We start from the raw sequence: 14591 nt of genomic DNA, 5'->3' as shown, positions 1-14591 counted from the left end.
CCATCGGGCCTCCCACCGACATAATGCTGGCCAAGGTCTTCGGAGCGGAACATCAGATGGAGAAGCCCCCCGAAGACCTCCCCACCGTCCCCAACCCCCGACCCGCGAAACCCGCCGAGATGTCCCTGAGCCCAGCCAGCAGCAACGGCATCGTTCCAAGCCAATCCGCGCGGATCGAGGTCATCGGCGTCGGCGGCGGTGGCAGCAACGCGGTCAACCGGATGATCGCCTCCGATCTCCAGGGGTTGAGCTACCGGGTGCTCAACACCGATGCCCAGGCCCTGATCCAGTCGGCGGCTCAGCAGCGCGTGCAACTCGGCCAGAAGCTCACCCGCGGCCTCGGCGCCGGGGGCAACCCCGTGATCGGCCAGAAGGCGGCGGAAGAATCCCGCGCCGAGCTGGCCCAGACCCTTCAAGGCGCTGATCTGGTCTTCATCGCCGCCGGCATGGGTGGCGGCACCGGCACGGGTGCGGCCCCGATCCTGGCCGAGGTGGCCAAGGAGGTCGGTGCGCTCACCGTGGCGATCGTCACCAAGCCGTTCAGCTTCGAGGGCCGCAAACGCATGCGCCAGGCCGAAGAGGGCATCGCTCGCCTGGCCGAGCATGTGGACACCCTGATCGTGATCCCCAACGACCGGCTGCGGGAGGCCATCGCCGGTGCACCGCTGCAGGAGGCCTTCCGCGCCGCCGACGACGTGTTGCGCAGCGGTGTCAAAGGCATCAGCGACATCATCACCAAGCCCGGCCTGGTGAATGTCGACTTCGCCGATGTGCGCTCGGTGATGGCCGAAGCCGGCACCGCCCTGCTCGGCATCGGCGTGGGCTCAGGCCGCTCCCGGGCCACCGAGGCGGCCCAGGCGGCGATCAGCAGCCCCCTGCTGGAGGCGGCCCGCATCGACGGCGCCAAAGGGGTGGTGATCAACGTCAGCGGCGGCAAGGACATGACCCTTGAGGACATGACCAGCGCCGCCGAGGTGATCTATGACGTGGTCGATCCCGAAGCCAACATCATCGTGGGCGCTGTGGTCGACGAAAGCCTTGAGGGTGAGATCCACGTCACGGTGATCGCCACTGGCTTCGATTCCGGCAACAGCTACCGCCCGGAGCCCTCGATCAGTACCTTCGTCTCGTCGTTGGGCACCTCCAGTTCCAGCGAGCCGGAACTGCGGGGCGCCACGATCCCTGCCTTCCTGCTCAACCGCCAGAAGAACGAAGGCTGAGGTCAGCTCCCGACGATAAATGGGGTGACCCGGAGTCCACGCCTGCCCTGAGCATCCCGTTTGGCTGCTCCCTTCCGGGTCTGACCAGGTTTGGGCGTCCGAGCCGCGTGGGTCCGAGTCGGTTGGATGCTAGCAATGGCCCCTGCGCACCTCTGGCCTGTGCCCCTGCGTCCCGGTGATCTGATCAAGCGGAAGCAGGCCGGCCAGCGCTTCGCGGTGCTGACCGCCTGGGACGCCCTCTCGGCCGCCCTGGTGCTGGAGGCCGGCGCCGATGTGGTGCTGGTGGGCGACTCGTTGGCGATGGCGGTGCTCGGACACGCCACCACCCTTCCGGTGACCCTCGAGGAGATGATCCACCACACCCGGGCCGTGGCCCGGGGCCTGGGGGGGCCTTCGGCCAGTCAACCCTTGCTGGTCTGCGATCTGCCCTTTCTGAGCTACCAGTGCGGCCTCGACCAGGCCGTGGAAGCCGCCGGCCGGGTACTCAAGGAGACCGCCGCCGCCGCCGTGAAGCTGGAGGGGGGCGAGAGCGAAACCGTCGCCGTGGTGGACCGGCTGGTGCGCAGCGGTATTCCGGTGATGGGCCACCTGGGGCTCACCCCCCAGTCGGTGCACCGCCTGGGCTATCGCCGCCAGGCGAACGATCCGATCAGCCAGGAGCGCCTGCGCCGGGCAGCCCTCGACCTGGAGGCCGCCGGCTGCTTCGCCCTGGTGCTGGAGCACGTGCCGGCCACCCTGGCGGGCACCCTGCGGCGGGACCTCTCGATCCCCGTGATCGGCATCGGCGCCGGCGACGACTGTGACGGCCAGGTGCGCGTCACCGCCGACCTGCTGGGGCTCACTGCGAGCCAGCCCCCGTTCTGCCCGCCGCTGGTGCCGGGCCGGGCGCTGGCGGTGGAGGCGCTCAGGGGTTGGCTGGTGCAGCAGCGGCAACCCGCTGCTCCCACCACGCCAGCAGCTCCCGCAGCACCGCATTGCTGAGGGCCAGGCCCTCCGGGTCGCTCAGGCGCCAGCGGGGGCCCTCGATCCCCAGCAGCCCCCGAGTGATGAACGGTCCGCAGAGTTCCCGCAGCAGGTCGAGCTCGCCGGGCCCCAAGCCATGCTCGGCAGCAAGCTCGGCCATGTTGATTCCCTCCCGGCGCCGCAGACCCACGAGCACGCGCTCATCGAAGGGCAGGGGCAAGGCTGCTGTGGGATCGAGTTCGATCAGGGGCTTCGCCGGGGCCAGGCGTTCCCCCAGCCAGGCGGCGTAGGTCTCCCGGGTGCGGGGGCGAGCCAGGCGCCGACCAAAGGGGGCGGAGGTGGCCCCGAGGCCAAACCCCCACCAGCCAGCCCCACTCCAGTATACGCGGTTGTGGCGGGACGCATGGCCTGGAAGGGCGTAGTTGGAGATCTCGTAGTGGCCATACCCCGCCGCCCGTAACCGCTCGGCGCTGAGCTCCATCAGGTCGGCGCCCAGGTCGGGTTCCGGCAGGGGCAGCTGGCCCCGGGCCTGGAGGCGCTCAAACACAGTGCCGGGCTCGATGGTGAGGTCGTAGATCGAGAGGTGGGGGGGGCATAGGGCGAGGGCCTGGTTCAACTGATCTCCCCAGTGCGCCAGGGTCTGTTCTGGAAGCCCCTGGATCAGATCCAGGCTCCAACTGCGCAGCCCCCCCGCCCTGTGGGCCTGGCGCAGCCAGCCGGCGGCCTCAAGCAGGTCCCCGCGGCGGTGGCGCCGGCCCAGACGCACCAGCACGGCGTCATCGAAGCTCTGGCCCCCCAGGCTCACCCGGTTGATGCCGGCGGCCAGGTAGCCCGCCAGCCGCCCTTGATCGAAGCTGGCGGGATCCAGCTCCAGGCTGATCTCCGCCCCGGGGGCCAGGCCGAACCGGCAGGCCAGCGCCGTCAGCAGCGTCCCCACCTGGGCCGGGGTCAGCAGCGAGGGGGTGCCGCCCCCCAGGTACACCGTCGAGAGCGGAGGCCCCCCCCCCGAACGCTCGATTTCGGTTTCGATCCACTTCAAGTACTCGGCAATCGAGCCCGAGTGGGCCCCGTCAGCGTGGTCCCCCAGGGGCACCACTGCGAAATCGCAATAAAAGCAGCGCCGGTGGCAAAAGGGGATGTGGAGATAGGCGCTGCGGGGCTGGAGCACGGGTGGGCCCCCAGGTGCGGATACCTGGCCCAGTCAAACCGGCCAGCATCCGGCATGCTGCTCCTAAAGCGCAGGATCGCCGCAGGCCGACCATGGTCGACACCCTGATCCTGGTGCTGTTCCTGGTCTCCGGCGCCGCCACGGGCTGGCTGGGGGTCGATCTGCTGCCCGAGGACCTGCTGATCCAGGTCAGCGACCTGGCCAAGCTGCGCTGGGAGCTGGGGGGATTCGGGGCCTTCGTCGCCCTGCTGGCTGGGCTGTTCTTCCAGCAGTTGCGGCGCCGGCTGATGGCCCAGGTGCGCAGCATGCCCACCGACCTGCTCGTGAGCCGGGCGGTGGGGCTGATCCTGGGACTGCTGGTGGCCAACCTGTTGCTGGCGCCGATCCTGCTGCTGCCCCTGCCTTGGGAGGTGGTGTTCGTCAAACCCCTGGCGGCGGTGCTCAGCAACGTCTTCTTCGGGGTGCTGGGCTACAACCTGGCGGAGGTGCACGGCCGCACCCTGCTGCGCCTGTTCAACCCCGCGAGCACCGAGGCGCTGCTCGTGGCCGAAGGGGTGCTGCTGCCCGCCACCGCCAAGATCCTCGACACCAGCGTGATCATCGACGGCCGCATCCGTGGGCTGCTGGAATCGGGGCTGCTGGAGGGCCAGGTGATCGTCGCCCAGGCGGTGATCGACGAGCTGCAGGCCCTGGCCGATTCGAGCAACAACGAGAAGCGGGGCAAGGGGCGGCGGGGCCTGATCCTGCTGGCGGCCCTGCGGGAGACCTACGGCCGCCGGCTGGTGGTCAACACCACCCGCTACGAGGGCGCAGGCGCCGATGAGAAGTTGCTGAAGCTCACCGCCGACACTGGTGGCACCCTGCTGACCACCGACTACGGCCTGACCAAGGTGGCCCAGGTGCAGGAGCTCAAGGTGATGAACCTCAGCGAGCTGGTGATCGCCCTGCGCCCCGAGGTGCGGCCGGGGGATGCCCTGCAGCTCAAGATCGTGCGCGAGGGCAAGGAGGCTGAGCAAGGCGTGGGGTACCTGGAGGACGGCACGATGGTGGTTGTGGAAGCGGCCCGCGGGCGCATCGGCGAGCGCCTGCCGGTGACCATCACCGGCGCCCTGCAGACCCCTGCGGGCCGGATGGTCTTCGCCCGCTGGGATCAGGAGCCCGCGCCCCCCCGCTAGGCTCCAGCGCAGAGGCTTTGGAGTGAGCCCTTTTATGTCGGTGTCGGCCCCCTACTACGGCGATTCGGCCGTCATGCGCACACCGCCGCCGGATCTGCCCTCCCTGCTGCTCAAAGAGAGGATCGTCTACCTGGGTCTGCCGCTGTTCTCCGACGACGAAGCCAAGCGTCAGATGGGGATCGACGTGACCGAGCTGATCGTTGCCCAGCTGCTCTATCTGGAGTTCGACAACCCAGAGAAGCCAATTTTCTTTTACATCAACTCCACCGGCACCAGCTGGTACTCCGGTGACGCCATCGGCTTCGAAACCGAGGCCTTCGCCATCTGCGACACGATCCGCTACGTCAAGCCGCCCGTGCACACCATCTGCATCGGTCAGGCCATGGGCACCGCCGCGATGATCCTTTCGGCGGGCGCCAAGGGCCACCGGGCCGCGCTGCCCCACGCCTCGATCGTGCTGCACCAGCCCCGTTCAGGCGCCCGGGGCCAGGCCACAGACATCCAGATCAGGGCCACCGAGGTGCTGCACAACAAGCGCACGATGCTGGAAATGCTGTCGGAGAACACGGGCCGCAGCCCCGAGCAGCTCTCCAAGGACTCCGACCGCATGACTTACCTCACCGCCGCCGAGGCCGTTGACTACGGCCTGATCGATCGGGTTCTCACCAGCCAGAAGGCCCTCCCGGTGCCCCTGCCAGCTCTCTGAGTCGGTCGGAACCGCCGCTCTGCCCTGGCCCCCGGAGCAAACCCGCCTCTTTTTTTCGCACCCCCCTCGCTTCCCGCCTTCGTCATGCCCATCGGCACCCCCAGCGTTCCCTACCGCCTCCCCGGCAGCCAGTACGAGCGCTGGGTCGACATCTACACCCGCCTGGGGGTGGAGCGGATCCTGTTTCTGGGCTCAGAGGTGAATGACGCCATCGCCAACAGCCTCGTGGCCCAGATGCTTTATCTGGACTCCGACGACAACAGCAAGCCGATTTACCTCTACATCAACTCACCGGGTGGGTCGGTCACCGCCGGTCTGGCGATCTACGACACGATCCAGTACGTCAAATCAGACGTGGTGACGATCTGCGTGGGCCTGGCGGCCTCCATGGGGGCGTTCCTGCTGGCGGCGGGCACCAAGGGCAAGCGCGTCGCCCTGCCCCACAGCAGGATCATGATCCATCAGCCCCTGGGGGGCACCAGCCAGCGCCAGGCCAGCGACATCGAGATCGAGGCGCGCGAGATCCTGCGCATCAAGGACATGCTCAATCAGTCGTTGGCCGACATGACGGGGCAGAACCTGGCGAAAATCGCCAAGGACACGGACCGCGACTACTTCCTCAGCGCCGCCGAGGCCAAGGAGTATGGCTTGATCGACCGGGTGATCTCCCATCCCACCGACGCCTGAGGCCAGCCCCGGGGGGCCGGACGCTTTCGTAAGCTCCTCGTTTGCCCCGCTTACCGTCCGGAATGGCCCAGCTCTTCTACGACTCCGACGCCGACCTCAGCCTGCTGAACGGCAAGACGGTGGCCATTATCGGCTACGGCTCCCAGGGCCATGCCCACGCCCTGAACCTCAAGGACAGTGGCGTCGCTGTGGTGGTCGGCCTCTACGAAGGCAGCCGGTCGGCCGAAAAAGCCAAAGCCGATGGCCTTGAAGTGCTGAGCGTCCCCGACGCCTGCGCCAAGGCTGACTGGATCATGGTGCTGCTGCCCGATGAATTCCAGAAAAAGGTCTACGACGCTGAAATCGCGCCCCACCTGAGCGCCGGCAAGGTGCTGAGCTTCGCCCATGGCTTCAACATCCGTTTCGGGTTGATCAAGCCCCCCGCCGATGTGGATGTGGTGATGATCGCCCCCAAGGGCCCTGGCCACACCGTGCGCTGGGAATACCAGAACGGCCAGGGGGTCCCGGCGCTGTTCGCGATCGAGCAGGATGCCTCAGGCCACGCCCGCGCCCTGGCGATGGCCTACGCCAAGGCGATCGGCGGCACCCGCGCCGGGATCCTGGAAACCAACTTCAAGGAAGAGACCGAAACCGACCTGTTCGGCGAGCAGGCGGTCCTCTGCGGCGGTCTGAGCGAATTGGTGAAGGCAGGCTTTGAAACCCTGGTGGAGGCGGGCTACCAGCCCGAGCTGGCCTACTTCGAGTGCCTGCACGAGGTGAAACTGATCGTGGATCTGATGGTGAAGGGCGGTCTGACCGCCATGCGCGATTCGATCTCCAACACCGCCGAGTACGGCGACTACGTGAGTGGCCCTCGCCTGATCACCTCCGACACCAAGGCGGAGATGAAACGCATCCTCACCGACATCCAGGACGGCACCTTCGCCCGCAACTTCGTGGCCGAATGCGATGCCGGCAAGCCCGAGATGACCCGCATCCGCGAGCGGGACAGCCAGCACCCGATCGAGAAGGTGGGCACCGGCCTCCGCGCCATGTTCAGCTGGCTCAAGGCCGCCTGAGCGACGCCCCAGGCACTGCCTCGATCGGTGGTCAGGGGCAAACTGACCCCGATCGCCTGGTGCCATGAGCAGTCTGCTTCCTTCGCTGGCCTGGGCCAGTGCCCAGGCCAGCGGTGCCCTTACGGTGGCCTCCACCGGCTGGCTGGTGAGTGGGCTCAGCCCCTCCCCCTTGGTCAACAGCCTCCTGCCCGCTCTCGGGGCCCTGCCGGCCCTCGTGCCATTGCCGTTCCGTGCCAGCACGGGCTATGGCCTACAGATCGCCAGCGCGTTGCTGCTACTGCTGGTGAGTCTGAAAATCACCGGACCCTCGGTGGTCTGGCCCCTGTTGGCGATGCTGTTGTTCGGATTCGGTGGGCAGATGAGTGGCCTGCCGCTGCAGCAGAGCCTGCTGCGGCGCTCCTGGACGTCCATGGACCAGTTGCGTCAGGGAAGCACCCTTGGCCAGTTGATCGGCAACCTGCTCACCGGGGTGCTGTTCCCGATCGGCAAGGCCGTTCTGCAATACCTCAACGCCATGGTGTTGCTGCTGCCGTTGCTCCCGATCGTCTGGCGGACCCATGATCCCGGGGCCGCTGCAGCTGATCAGGGCTCCAGCGATGGAGCCGCATCCCTGCGGCTTGGCTTCGTCGGCCGCACGGTCGCACAGGGGGCCCTTTTTGGCAGCCTGTTTGGCCTCCTGGCGCTCTGGGTGCGAACGGTGGGGGCCGGGAACTGCTTTGACTTCGGCATGGTGCTGACGGCCTATGGACTGGGCCGCACCCTGGAGGGATCACGGCTGCGCCCCCCCCTGGGGCCCCAACTGCCCTACCTGCTGATCGCCATCCTGCTGGCGGCCACCCAGCTTCCAGGTTTGCCTGGCTGGGGATCGGTGCTCCTCTTTCTGCCCATGGGGCTGCTGGCTGCCGGCAGTGACCGTCATGTGGTGGTGAGCCTGGCTGATCGGGGCGACGAACCCCTGCGCTGGTTGCTCCTGGAACGGGGCGGTGCCCTCGGCGGGCTGCTGGGAGCACTGGGGATCGGTCTTCTCACCCAGGTACTGGGGCTCCGGTTCGCCTTGCCCCTGGAGGTGGCGGCCTTCGCGGCGGCGGCCCTGGTGCTGCACCGACCGGGTCATCGCGGCGCGGGGGCTTGAGCCCCACGCTGCTTGCGTCCTTTGCGGCCTGCTGGCCGATGGTCGCCTGGCTGTTGGTGGCCTGCGCCTGCGGACTCGATCGGCTCGTCGGTGACCCGCACCGCTGGCTGCACCCGGTGCAGGTGATGGGCTGGGTGATCACTGACCTGCGCCGGCTTGGGGAGGCCTGGGCGGGTGATCGGCCCGCTGCCCTGCGGCTGGCGGGGGTGCTGATCACCCTCGTGCTGGTGGGGGGCAGCGCCGCCACCGCTCTGGCGGTGGAACACCTGGCGCTGGCACTGCCGGGTCTCGGGCTGCCGCTGATGATGATCGGCCTGGCCAGCGCCCTGGCCGGCCGCAGCCTCGAGCAGGCCGTCGAGGGGGTGCTCGCCGCCCTGGATGGCGATGATCTGGAGCAGGCGCGAGAGCGCCTCGGCTGGATCGTCGGCCGCGACGTGGAGGGGCTCCCTGAGGCGGAGATTCTGCGGGGGGCGGCGGAGACCGCCTCCGAGAACGCCGTCGATGGCTTGTTCGCGCCGCTGTTCTGGATGTTGCTGGGGGGATTGCTCTGGCCCCTGGGCGGCCCAGGGCCCTTGGCTTTGGCCTGGTCCTTCAAGGCGACGAGCACGCTCGATTCGATGCTTGGCTACCGCCGGGGACGCCTGCGCTGGTTGGGCACCGCCGGGGCCCGCCTCGACGATGGGCTCACGTGGCTGCCCTGCCGGTTGGTGGCCCTGGGTCTGGGGCTGCTGGCTGGGCAGCCCATCAAGCGGCTCCAGCAAGCCCTGGCCGATGGTGCATCGGATCCATCTCCCAATGCGGGGGTCTCCCAGGCCGCCTACGCCCACGCCCTTGGGCTGCGGCTGGGGGGAGCCAACCGTTACGGCGGCCAATGGGTGGACAAGCCCGTGGTGGGAGCTGGCCTGGCACCGGTGACGGCTGCGGGTGTGCGGAGCCTCCTGGGGCGCAGCCGGCAGCTGGAGGCCCTCTGGCTGGGGATCAGCCTGGGGGTGGCCCTCGCGGCAACCCTGGCGCTCCCCATGGCTCCAGGGGCTTAAGCGACTGAGAACCTGGCCGAGGACTCAGTAGGCACCGCGGTCGCGGGGGAAGAGGATCACGCCAATGGTGCGCAGGATGATACCCAGATCCATCACAAGGGTGCGTCGGCGCGAGTAGCTCACATCCAACCCAACACGGGTTTCATAACTGAGGTTGTTGCGCCCCGAGACCTGCCAGAGGCCGGTGAGCCCGGGCCGAACCGCCAACACCTCATCCATCTGTCGGCCGTAGCGCTTTAACTCTGCACGCACAATCGGGCGTGGACCGACCACACTCATCTCACCCCGCAGCACATTGACGAACTGGGGTAGCTCATCAAGACTGGAGCGACGGAGGAACTTGCCGATCGGTGTGATGCGCGGGTCGTCCTTGAGCTTGAAATCGTTCCTGAATTCAGCCTCCAGCTCAGGCGAGCGCTTCAGAAGATCAGGCAGGATCCGATCGGCGTCCCTGCGCATCGTGCGGAACTTGATGCAGCCGAAATCACGGTAGCCACGGCCCACCCGCCGCTGCACGTAGAACACCGGCCCGCGCGAACTCAGCTTGACCACCAAGGCCAGGGCCAACAGCACCGGGGAGCCCAGCGTCAGGACGAGGGCGGCAAAGACCAGATCACCGCTGCGCTTGAGCACCCGTGACCCCTTGGCCTGGGCGTTGATCAGATCCTGGGCCGTTGGCGCCACAGACAGGCCCTGGTGATCAACATCCACCAGCAACACAGTCCCAGGGCATTCGGGCAAAAGGCAGGTGGATGGGCTCAGCGTGCTATCAGCCATGGACAACATTCAATGATCCCCGGGTGCGGCGTTCCAGCCCACGGGGTCACTCAAAGCAGAGGCACAGCACCGGGGCGACTGTCATGGGCGAGCCTCCGCTGATGTTGATCCCAGTTGCGCTCGAGAACGCTCAGCATTCGCTGCTGGAAGCGCTCAGGGGAGAAGCTTTCGGCCCAGACGCGCAGGGCCTCGCCGGAGAAGCGCCGCCAGAGGGCCTGGTCGTGGAAGTGGGACAGGGCTGCCTGCAGCGAAGCCACGGTCTGCTCGGGAAACAGCAGACCGGTGGGGCCGGAGACACCGGTGCTCAAACAGCGCACGCTGTCGAGAAGCCCTCCCTGGCCGAGACCGATCACGGGCGCTCCAGCCGCCATGGCCTCCACCGGCGCAATGCCGAAATCCTCGAGCCCCGCATAGACGTAGGCGCGACAGCGCCCCATCAACTCGCTCACCTCAGCCGCACTGCGCCGTCCCAGCAGCCTCACGGTGGGTCCCGCCATCGCCTCCAGCCGTCGCCGCTCCGGGCCATCACCCACCACCAGCAACGGCAGGCCGAGGCGATTGAAGACCTCGATCACCAGGTCCACCCGCTTGTAGGGCACCAGGCGACAGACGGAAAGATAGACGTCGTCGCGGGTGGCGCCAGGGTGGAAACGATCAAGCGCCACCGGCGGCGGCACCACCACACTGTCCCGGCGCCAGTAACGGCTGATCCTGCGTGCCGTGAAGCGTGAATTGGCCACAAGGGCATCAACCCTGCCGCTGCTGACCGTGTCCCAGAGGCGCAGCCGGTGCAGCTGCCAGCGGATCAAGGGACCCAGGGGTCCGCGGGCCAGGGCGGAGTGGGCCAGGTAGACGTGCATCTGGTCCCAGGCGTAGCGCACGGGCGTATGTACGTAACTGACGTGAAGCTGGTCGGGACCCGTGAGCACCCCTTTGGCGACCAAATGGTTGCTGCTCAGCACCAGAGGGAATCCAGCGAGATCAAGCTGCTCGATCGCCAGGGGGAGCAGCGGCAGATAGTGCTGCACATGGCTGACCCCCCAGGGCAGATGCTGGATGAAAGACGTGCGGATGCTCCGGCCGGCCAGCCAGCTGTCGTCGCGGCGGCTTTCTCCATCCACCAAGGCGAACAGCTGGGGCGTGAGCACCGGGTCGAGGGCACGCACCACCTGCTCGGATCCGCCCACGGACCGGGGCGTGAACCACTCGTGCACGAGGGCGATCGGAGCGGGAAGGCCATGCATGGGCGCACCGTAGATGGCCCTCCACCACGTTAGACGTCACGAAAGCTCTCAGCTGATTGCGACCCAGCGCAGAGATTCCGATGCTGTGCCCAGTTCCCTTGGGCCATGGCGATCCGCGAGCTGCTTGAAGACGCGCTGAAGGAGCCATCAATTGGCACAACGGCCTGCTTCAGCTGGCATGCCACCCCCGTGGGCATTGCCGCGCTCTGGCGGGCGGGCCAGCCCCCGGGTGCGCCACCCTTCGATGACGCCCTCAAGGAAGGGCTGCAGGTGGGCCTTGACCTCAGCCGCGAGGAGCGGGAGTTTCACCAGCTCACCAATGGCCTGGTGCTGCTGTTCCACTCTTGAGGATCGGTGAATCTGGGCAGCCGGCCGGACGGGAAGGTGGCGGTGTGCGTGGTCTAAGTGTGTTTTCTCATCAGGCCATGCAGCGATCAGCAGCACCTGGAGGCATGGCAGCTGCTCATGTAGACCCATTCCGCCAGAATCGTCTTGATGAAGGCGAAGTCGGCCGGAGGCCATAGCGTTCGGCATTCCCGTTGGTCAGCGGGCTGTGGGGACCCGGTGCGGATGGGATTGAGCTCCAGGAGGCGGCAAGCATTGCGCCAGTACCCGAGCAATAGAGGGAGGCGATGCCCAGGAGAACCCGGTGGCCGTTGATCCCCTATTCAGAGAGGCACCAGACGGCACGGGCCAGGCGGCTGGCGTGCTCCATAGCCGGCTTCCCGTGCGCAGCCCAGCCTGCGATCGCCTGTGATGCGATGGCCGAGCCGGTCATCCCTATCCAACGGCCACTGCCTTTCACTGCTTAGCGGAAGTCTGCGGCTAGCTGTCGAAATGGGAGCCTGTCGCCCGTCGGGTCCCACTGGTGGCGACCAAAAGGATGGATGGGATCAAGGTTCCACTTCTTCGGAGATGCCATCGGCAAGTGTCATCGCGGACCGCTGCCCTTGATGGGCCGGCCAACGGTGGCAAGGGGAACTCAGAGGACCCCGGCGATACGGCGGAGCGCTGCGCAGGTCCGCAGGTGGCACAGCCTGCAGCAGTTGCTGATTGAGCATCCGCCGCTGGCTGCGACGATTACGGCATCGATCCGCCGATGCCACAACAACCCCTCACGGGAAGAGCCCGCCACTTACAGGACGACCAAAGGCTGATCAGCACTTGCCATTGGGTGAGCCAGGCATGGAGGGGTGAGGCCTGTCGAAGGCGGCGACGCTCCGACCATGGCGAGCTCTCACCCCATCGTCAACTGAACAACCCGCTGGGAGGTCACATCTAGGGAGGTTCGTTTCGCCCCTAAAGCCCTGCCCGCCATTTCCTGCAGCCAGGGTGGGAACGACCCAGGGGTCAAGAAGGCACGAACGTCCAAGGACCGTGTAGAAAAAGAAGAAGGGGTGGATCACACCACCAACCTTCAGCCAGCATCGATCGAGGAGCCTTGAACCAGCTGAGTTCAGTGGTTGTCGGGCGAGCCGTCGATCCTGCTGAGCTGAATGCCCAGATAGGTGGCTTCGTGGTTGAGAGCCTTTTTCAGGTCGATGTTGCCAGCGGCGGCGGCGGCGGCGTAACGGACGCGAAGGGAGTCCCGAAGGGCTTGCTCGCGGGCAGGACTCGTGGTGGCTTTGGCCATTGGGAAGGTTGGGTACGAAGCGGATGGATCATCCACCCATCAACCATAGGAAAGTATTTGACGGTCAAACGCCGAACTGTCTGTCGTTGATTACACCAAAATGTGTTCCGGGTCACGGTCTCGCCTCTGCCAGTCCTAGGGCGCTGCCTCAAAGCACCGACAGGGTTTCGTGCAGGCCATGGCCGGGAGCGCGGCTTTCGTCCTGGCAAGCCAGATGGTCGGACTACCACTCCGATGGCTGGATGCCCAGATGCTGCCTGACGGAGCCAGCGGAAGCTGACTGGGGCTTTAAGCCCCCGGTTGATTTGATCGCTGGTTGTCGACGCTCATCTGGCCCGGGTTGAGCCAAGACCGTGCTTGTCCAGCTGATGGGTCGCAGGGAGCAGCTCAGCCGAGCTCACCACGCCGGCGTCGGCACCGCCTCCGGTGACCGTCCCACCCACGGCTGCAGCACGACCCCACCTTTGCAGCGTCGTCTTGCAAACAACCGGGTCGGGGGTTCAAGGTGCGGTCCTCCCCCATGGGATCACCGTCCTGGATACCTGCTTGCCCCATGGCGCTCCCCTTGGAGCCGCAGGACAAGACGCGCTGATGGGGTCCTGGCACGGCTGGGTTGAGTTTGACCGTTGCCTTGATGGAGTCCTCAACTGGGCCGGGGAGGCCCGCTGCGATGGCCCAGCGGCCAGGAGCAGCAGCATGGGCGCCAGCCAGGTCGGCATGAGGCGGTGTCAGCGGAGTGCTGGCGCACGGGCGACCTGGCTGGGGCCGGCTCCCCCTGACGGGCCCCTGGGCCCAATTTGCTGGGGATCCACACCCTGGACTGGGCTGTCGATCGGCTGGCCGAACCAAGCCCCCCCCCATTTTCTTTATATCTTGTTGCGTTTAGTGCAACAACTGATCACGTTCTTGGCTGAGCCCACTCCCCGCTTTGGATTCGTTGCTTTCGCTGAAACCTGGAATGGCCACCTTGCCATGCTTGGTTTTGCGATCGGCCTGGGCACTGAGCTGCTGACCGGCCAGGGCGTTCTGGCCCAGATCAGTCTGGTCTGAACACCCTGTCCTCCAATGACCCGACAGTCATCGCCGCGGTCTTCGCCCATGGGGTGGTGCCCACAGCCCGGGTGACGTTCGTGGTCACCGGTTCCTCTGATCTGCCCTTGAGACCCCGTTGGCTCCAACGCCGGCGGGCTCACCCTCATCAGAGCCCTGCACTCCACGCAACCTGCGTTGCCGCTCGCTTGAAGAGTTCTTGTTCGTTCCTGAACAGCGTCTGTGATGGGGGTGCCCGTTGAGATCGGCCTGCACCCCTGGGTAAGGAGGCCCTGGTCCCTGGGGGCGGCATCAGCAACGTCAACCTGGTCCCTAGGGACCCAGCGGGACCACGCTGCTGAAAGGGAGGTCAAGGTGACGTGACCCCCTTTATCGGTCCAGTGCTTATGAGAGTGGGTGGTCTTGGTCATGCGGCAGCTCTTGGTTGAGCTGCCTCCAGGGGCGTACGCCCCTGGAGGGCCGAGTGGGGCCTGAGCGTCCTTATTCCTCGCGTTGGCCAGCGATCGGCGAGGAGTTGAGCCTCTGGAGCGGTGCTGAACAGCTCGGTGTTGAGGAACTCATCACGGAATCGCCCGTTGAACGATTCGGCATAGCCGTTCTCCCACGGGGATCCTGGCTCGATGTAGGCCGTGCTGGTGGTCTCACTGGCCTCGCACCAGTCCCGCAGGGCCTCGGCGATGAATTCCGGTCCGTTGTCGGAGCGGATGAACGTCGGCGCCGGGTAGAGGCTGGTGAGCTCCT

The 14591-nt window shown here is 66.8% G+C and carries 15 protein-coding genes and 1 other RNA gene; 10 read left to right on the top strand and 6 right to left on the bottom strand.

Annotated elements, in window-relative coordinates; all coding sequences use genetic code 11:
* Nucleotides 1-56: 56 nt before the first annotated feature.
* Entirely contained in the window at nucleotides 57-1220 is a 1164-nt protein-coding gene (gene ftsZ / locus KBY88_RS00080) for a cell division protein FtsZ (RefSeq protein WP_396102205.1), read from the top strand.
* 23 nt (nucleotides 1221-1243) lie between these two features.
* Here the strand turns inward: ftsZ and ffs are convergent.
* An RNA gene (gene ffs / locus KBY88_RS00075) (signal recognition particle sRNA small type) lies at nucleotides 1244-1340 on the bottom strand.
* Nucleotides 1341-1385: 45 nt separating this feature from the next.
* Between ffs and panB the strand changes: the two genes are divergently transcribed.
* Nucleotides 1386-2201, top strand: coding sequence for a 3-methyl-2-oxobutanoate hydroxymethyltransferase (gene panB / locus KBY88_RS00070; protein WP_254938465.1), 816 nt, complete (start codon nucleotides 1386-1388; stop codon nucleotides 2199-2201).
* On the opposite strand, the gene hemW is transcribed toward panB, so the two are convergent.
* The gene (gene hemW, locus KBY88_RS00065; protein WP_254937869.1) at nucleotides 2125-3351 is read right to left on the bottom strand and encodes a radical SAM family heme chaperone HemW; all 1227 of its coding nucleotides are present in this window, start codon (nucleotides 3349-3351) and stop codon (nucleotides 2125-2127) included. The genes panB and hemW overlap by 77 nt on opposite strands.
* Before the next feature lie 92 nt (nucleotides 3352-3443).
* On the opposite strand from hemW, the gene KBY88_RS00060 reads away from it, so the two are divergent.
* The 6 genes from KBY88_RS00060 (at nucleotide 3444) to cbiB (ending at nucleotide 9146) form a co-directional block, all read left to right on the top strand.
* A complete protein-coding gene (locus tag KBY88_RS00060; protein ID WP_254937868.1) occupies nucleotides 3444-4526 on the top strand; it encodes a PIN/TRAM domain-containing protein in 1083 nt (360 codons plus the stop codon).
* A gap of 34 nt (nucleotides 4527-4560) precedes the next feature.
* Nucleotides 4561-5232 carry an ATP-dependent Clp protease proteolytic subunit gene (locus tag KBY88_RS00055; RefSeq protein ID WP_254937867.1) on the top strand — a complete coding sequence of 224 codons (672 nt, stop codon included), beginning with the start codon at nucleotides 4561-4563 and terminating at the stop codon, nucleotides 5230-5232.
* 84 nt (nucleotides 5233-5316) lie between these two features.
* Nucleotides 5317-5919 (top strand): ATP-dependent Clp protease proteolytic subunit, encoded by a 603-nt coding sequence (locus KBY88_RS00050; protein WP_254937866.1) that lies wholly within the window; start codon nucleotides 5317-5319, stop codon nucleotides 5917-5919.
* Nucleotides 5920-5981: 62 nt separating this feature from the next.
* Nucleotides 5982-6977, top strand: a complete 996-nt coding sequence (ilvC, locus tag KBY88_RS00045; protein WP_254937865.1) for a ketol-acid reductoisomerase — start codon at nucleotides 5982-5984, stop codon at nucleotides 6975-6977.
* Nucleotides 6978-7041: 64 nt separating this feature from the next.
* Nucleotides 7042-8109 carry a hypothetical protein gene (locus KBY88_RS00040; protein WP_254937864.1) on the top strand — a complete coding sequence of 356 codons (1068 nt, stop codon included), beginning with the start codon at nucleotides 7042-7044 and terminating at the stop codon, nucleotides 8107-8109.
* Nucleotides 8110-8147: 38 nt separating this feature from the next.
* Nucleotides 8148-9146 carry an adenosylcobinamide-phosphate synthase CbiB gene (gene cbiB, locus KBY88_RS00035; protein WP_254938464.1) on the top strand — a complete coding sequence of 333 codons (999 nt, stop codon included), beginning with the start codon at nucleotides 8148-8150 and terminating at the stop codon, nucleotides 9144-9146.
* A gap of 24 nt (nucleotides 9147-9170) precedes the next feature.
* Here the strand turns inward: cbiB and KBY88_RS00030 are convergent, their stop codons facing one another.
* A complete protein-coding gene (locus tag KBY88_RS00030; RefSeq protein WP_254937863.1) occupies nucleotides 9171-9923 on the bottom strand; it encodes an undecaprenyl-phosphate galactose phosphotransferase family protein in 753 nt (250 codons plus the stop codon).
* Between the two features lie 50 nt (nucleotides 9924-9973).
* Entirely contained in the window at nucleotides 9974-11167 is a 1194-nt protein-coding gene (locus tag KBY88_RS00025; RefSeq protein WP_254937862.1) for a glycosyltransferase, read from the bottom strand.
* 105 nt (nucleotides 11168-11272) lie between these two features.
* Between KBY88_RS00025 and KBY88_RS00020 the strand changes: the two genes are divergently transcribed.
* A complete protein-coding gene (locus KBY88_RS00020) occupies nucleotides 11273-11515 on the top strand; it encodes a DUF8674 family protein (RefSeq protein WP_254937861.1) in 243 nt (80 codons plus the stop codon).
* A gap of 1108 nt (nucleotides 11516-12623) precedes the next feature.
* Here KBY88_RS00020 and KBY88_RS00015 read toward each other — a convergent pair.
* On the bottom strand, nucleotides 12624-12800 hold the full coding sequence (locus KBY88_RS00015) for a hypothetical protein (protein ID WP_254937860.1): 177 nt from the start codon (nucleotides 12798-12800) through the stop codon (nucleotides 12624-12626).
* 906 nt (nucleotides 12801-13706) lie between these two features.
* Here KBY88_RS00015 and KBY88_RS00010 point away from each other — a divergent pair.
* A complete protein-coding gene (locus tag KBY88_RS00010) occupies nucleotides 13707-13850 on the top strand; it encodes a CAB/ELIP/HLIP family chlorophyll-binding protein (protein WP_254937859.1) in 144 nt (47 codons plus the stop codon).
* 406 nt (nucleotides 13851-14256) lie between these two features.
* Here the strand turns inward: KBY88_RS00010 and KBY88_RS00005 are convergent.
* Nucleotides 14257-14591 (bottom strand): integrase core domain-containing protein (locus KBY88_RS00005; protein WP_254937858.1); only part of this gene is annotated, 335 nt, incomplete at its 5' end.

Origin of the sequence: Cyanobium sp. Morenito 9A2 (genome assembly GCF_024345575.1) — a bacterium.
Classification (GTDB): domain Bacteria; phylum Cyanobacteriota; class Cyanobacteriia; order PCC-6307; family Cyanobiaceae; genus ATX-6F1.
The sequence above is the reverse complement of the archived record's forward strand: the minus strand, read 5'-3'. Positions and strand labels throughout refer to the sequence as shown.

Bases quoted from the DNA above. Each gene is read 5' to 3' on its own strand.
- ftsZ (WP_396102205.1), top strand. From the start codon at position 57: ATGGAGAAGCCCCCCGAAGACCTCCCCACCGTCCCCAACCCCCGACCC.
- KBY88_RS00060 (WP_254937868.1), top strand. From the start codon at position 3,444: ATGGTCGACACCCTGATCCTGGTGCTGTTCCTGGTCTCCGGCGCCGCC.
- KBY88_RS00055 (WP_254937867.1), top strand. From the start codon at position 4,561: ATGTCGGTGTCGGCCCCCTACTACGGCGATTCGGCCGTCATGCGCACA.
- KBY88_RS00050 (WP_254937866.1), top strand. From the start codon at position 5,317: ATGCCCATCGGCACCCCCAGCGTTCCCTACCGCCTCCCCGGCAGCCAG.
- ilvC (WP_254937865.1), top strand. From the start codon at position 5,982: ATGGCCCAGCTCTTCTACGACTCCGACGCCGACCTCAGCCTGCTGAAC.
- KBY88_RS00040 (WP_254937864.1), top strand. From the start codon at position 7,042: ATGAGCAGTCTGCTTCCTTCGCTGGCCTGGGCCAGTGCCCAGGCCAGC.
- cbiB (WP_254938464.1), top strand. From the start codon at position 8,148: ATGGTCGCCTGGCTGTTGGTGGCCTGCGCCTGCGGACTCGATCGGCTC.
- KBY88_RS00030 (WP_254937863.1), bottom strand. From the start codon at position 9,923: ATGGCTGATAGCACGCTGAGCCCATCCACCTGCCTTTTGCCCGAATGC.
- KBY88_RS00025 (WP_254937862.1), bottom strand. From the start codon at position 11,167: ATGCATGGCCTTCCCGCTCCGATCGCCCTCGTGCACGAGTGGTTCACG.
- KBY88_RS00020 (WP_254937861.1), top strand. From the start codon at position 11,273: ATGGCGATCCGCGAGCTGCTTGAAGACGCGCTGAAGGAGCCATCAATT.
- KBY88_RS00015 (WP_254937860.1), bottom strand. From the start codon at position 12,800: ATGGCCAAAGCCACCACGAGTCCTGCCCGCGAGCAAGCCCTTCGGGAC.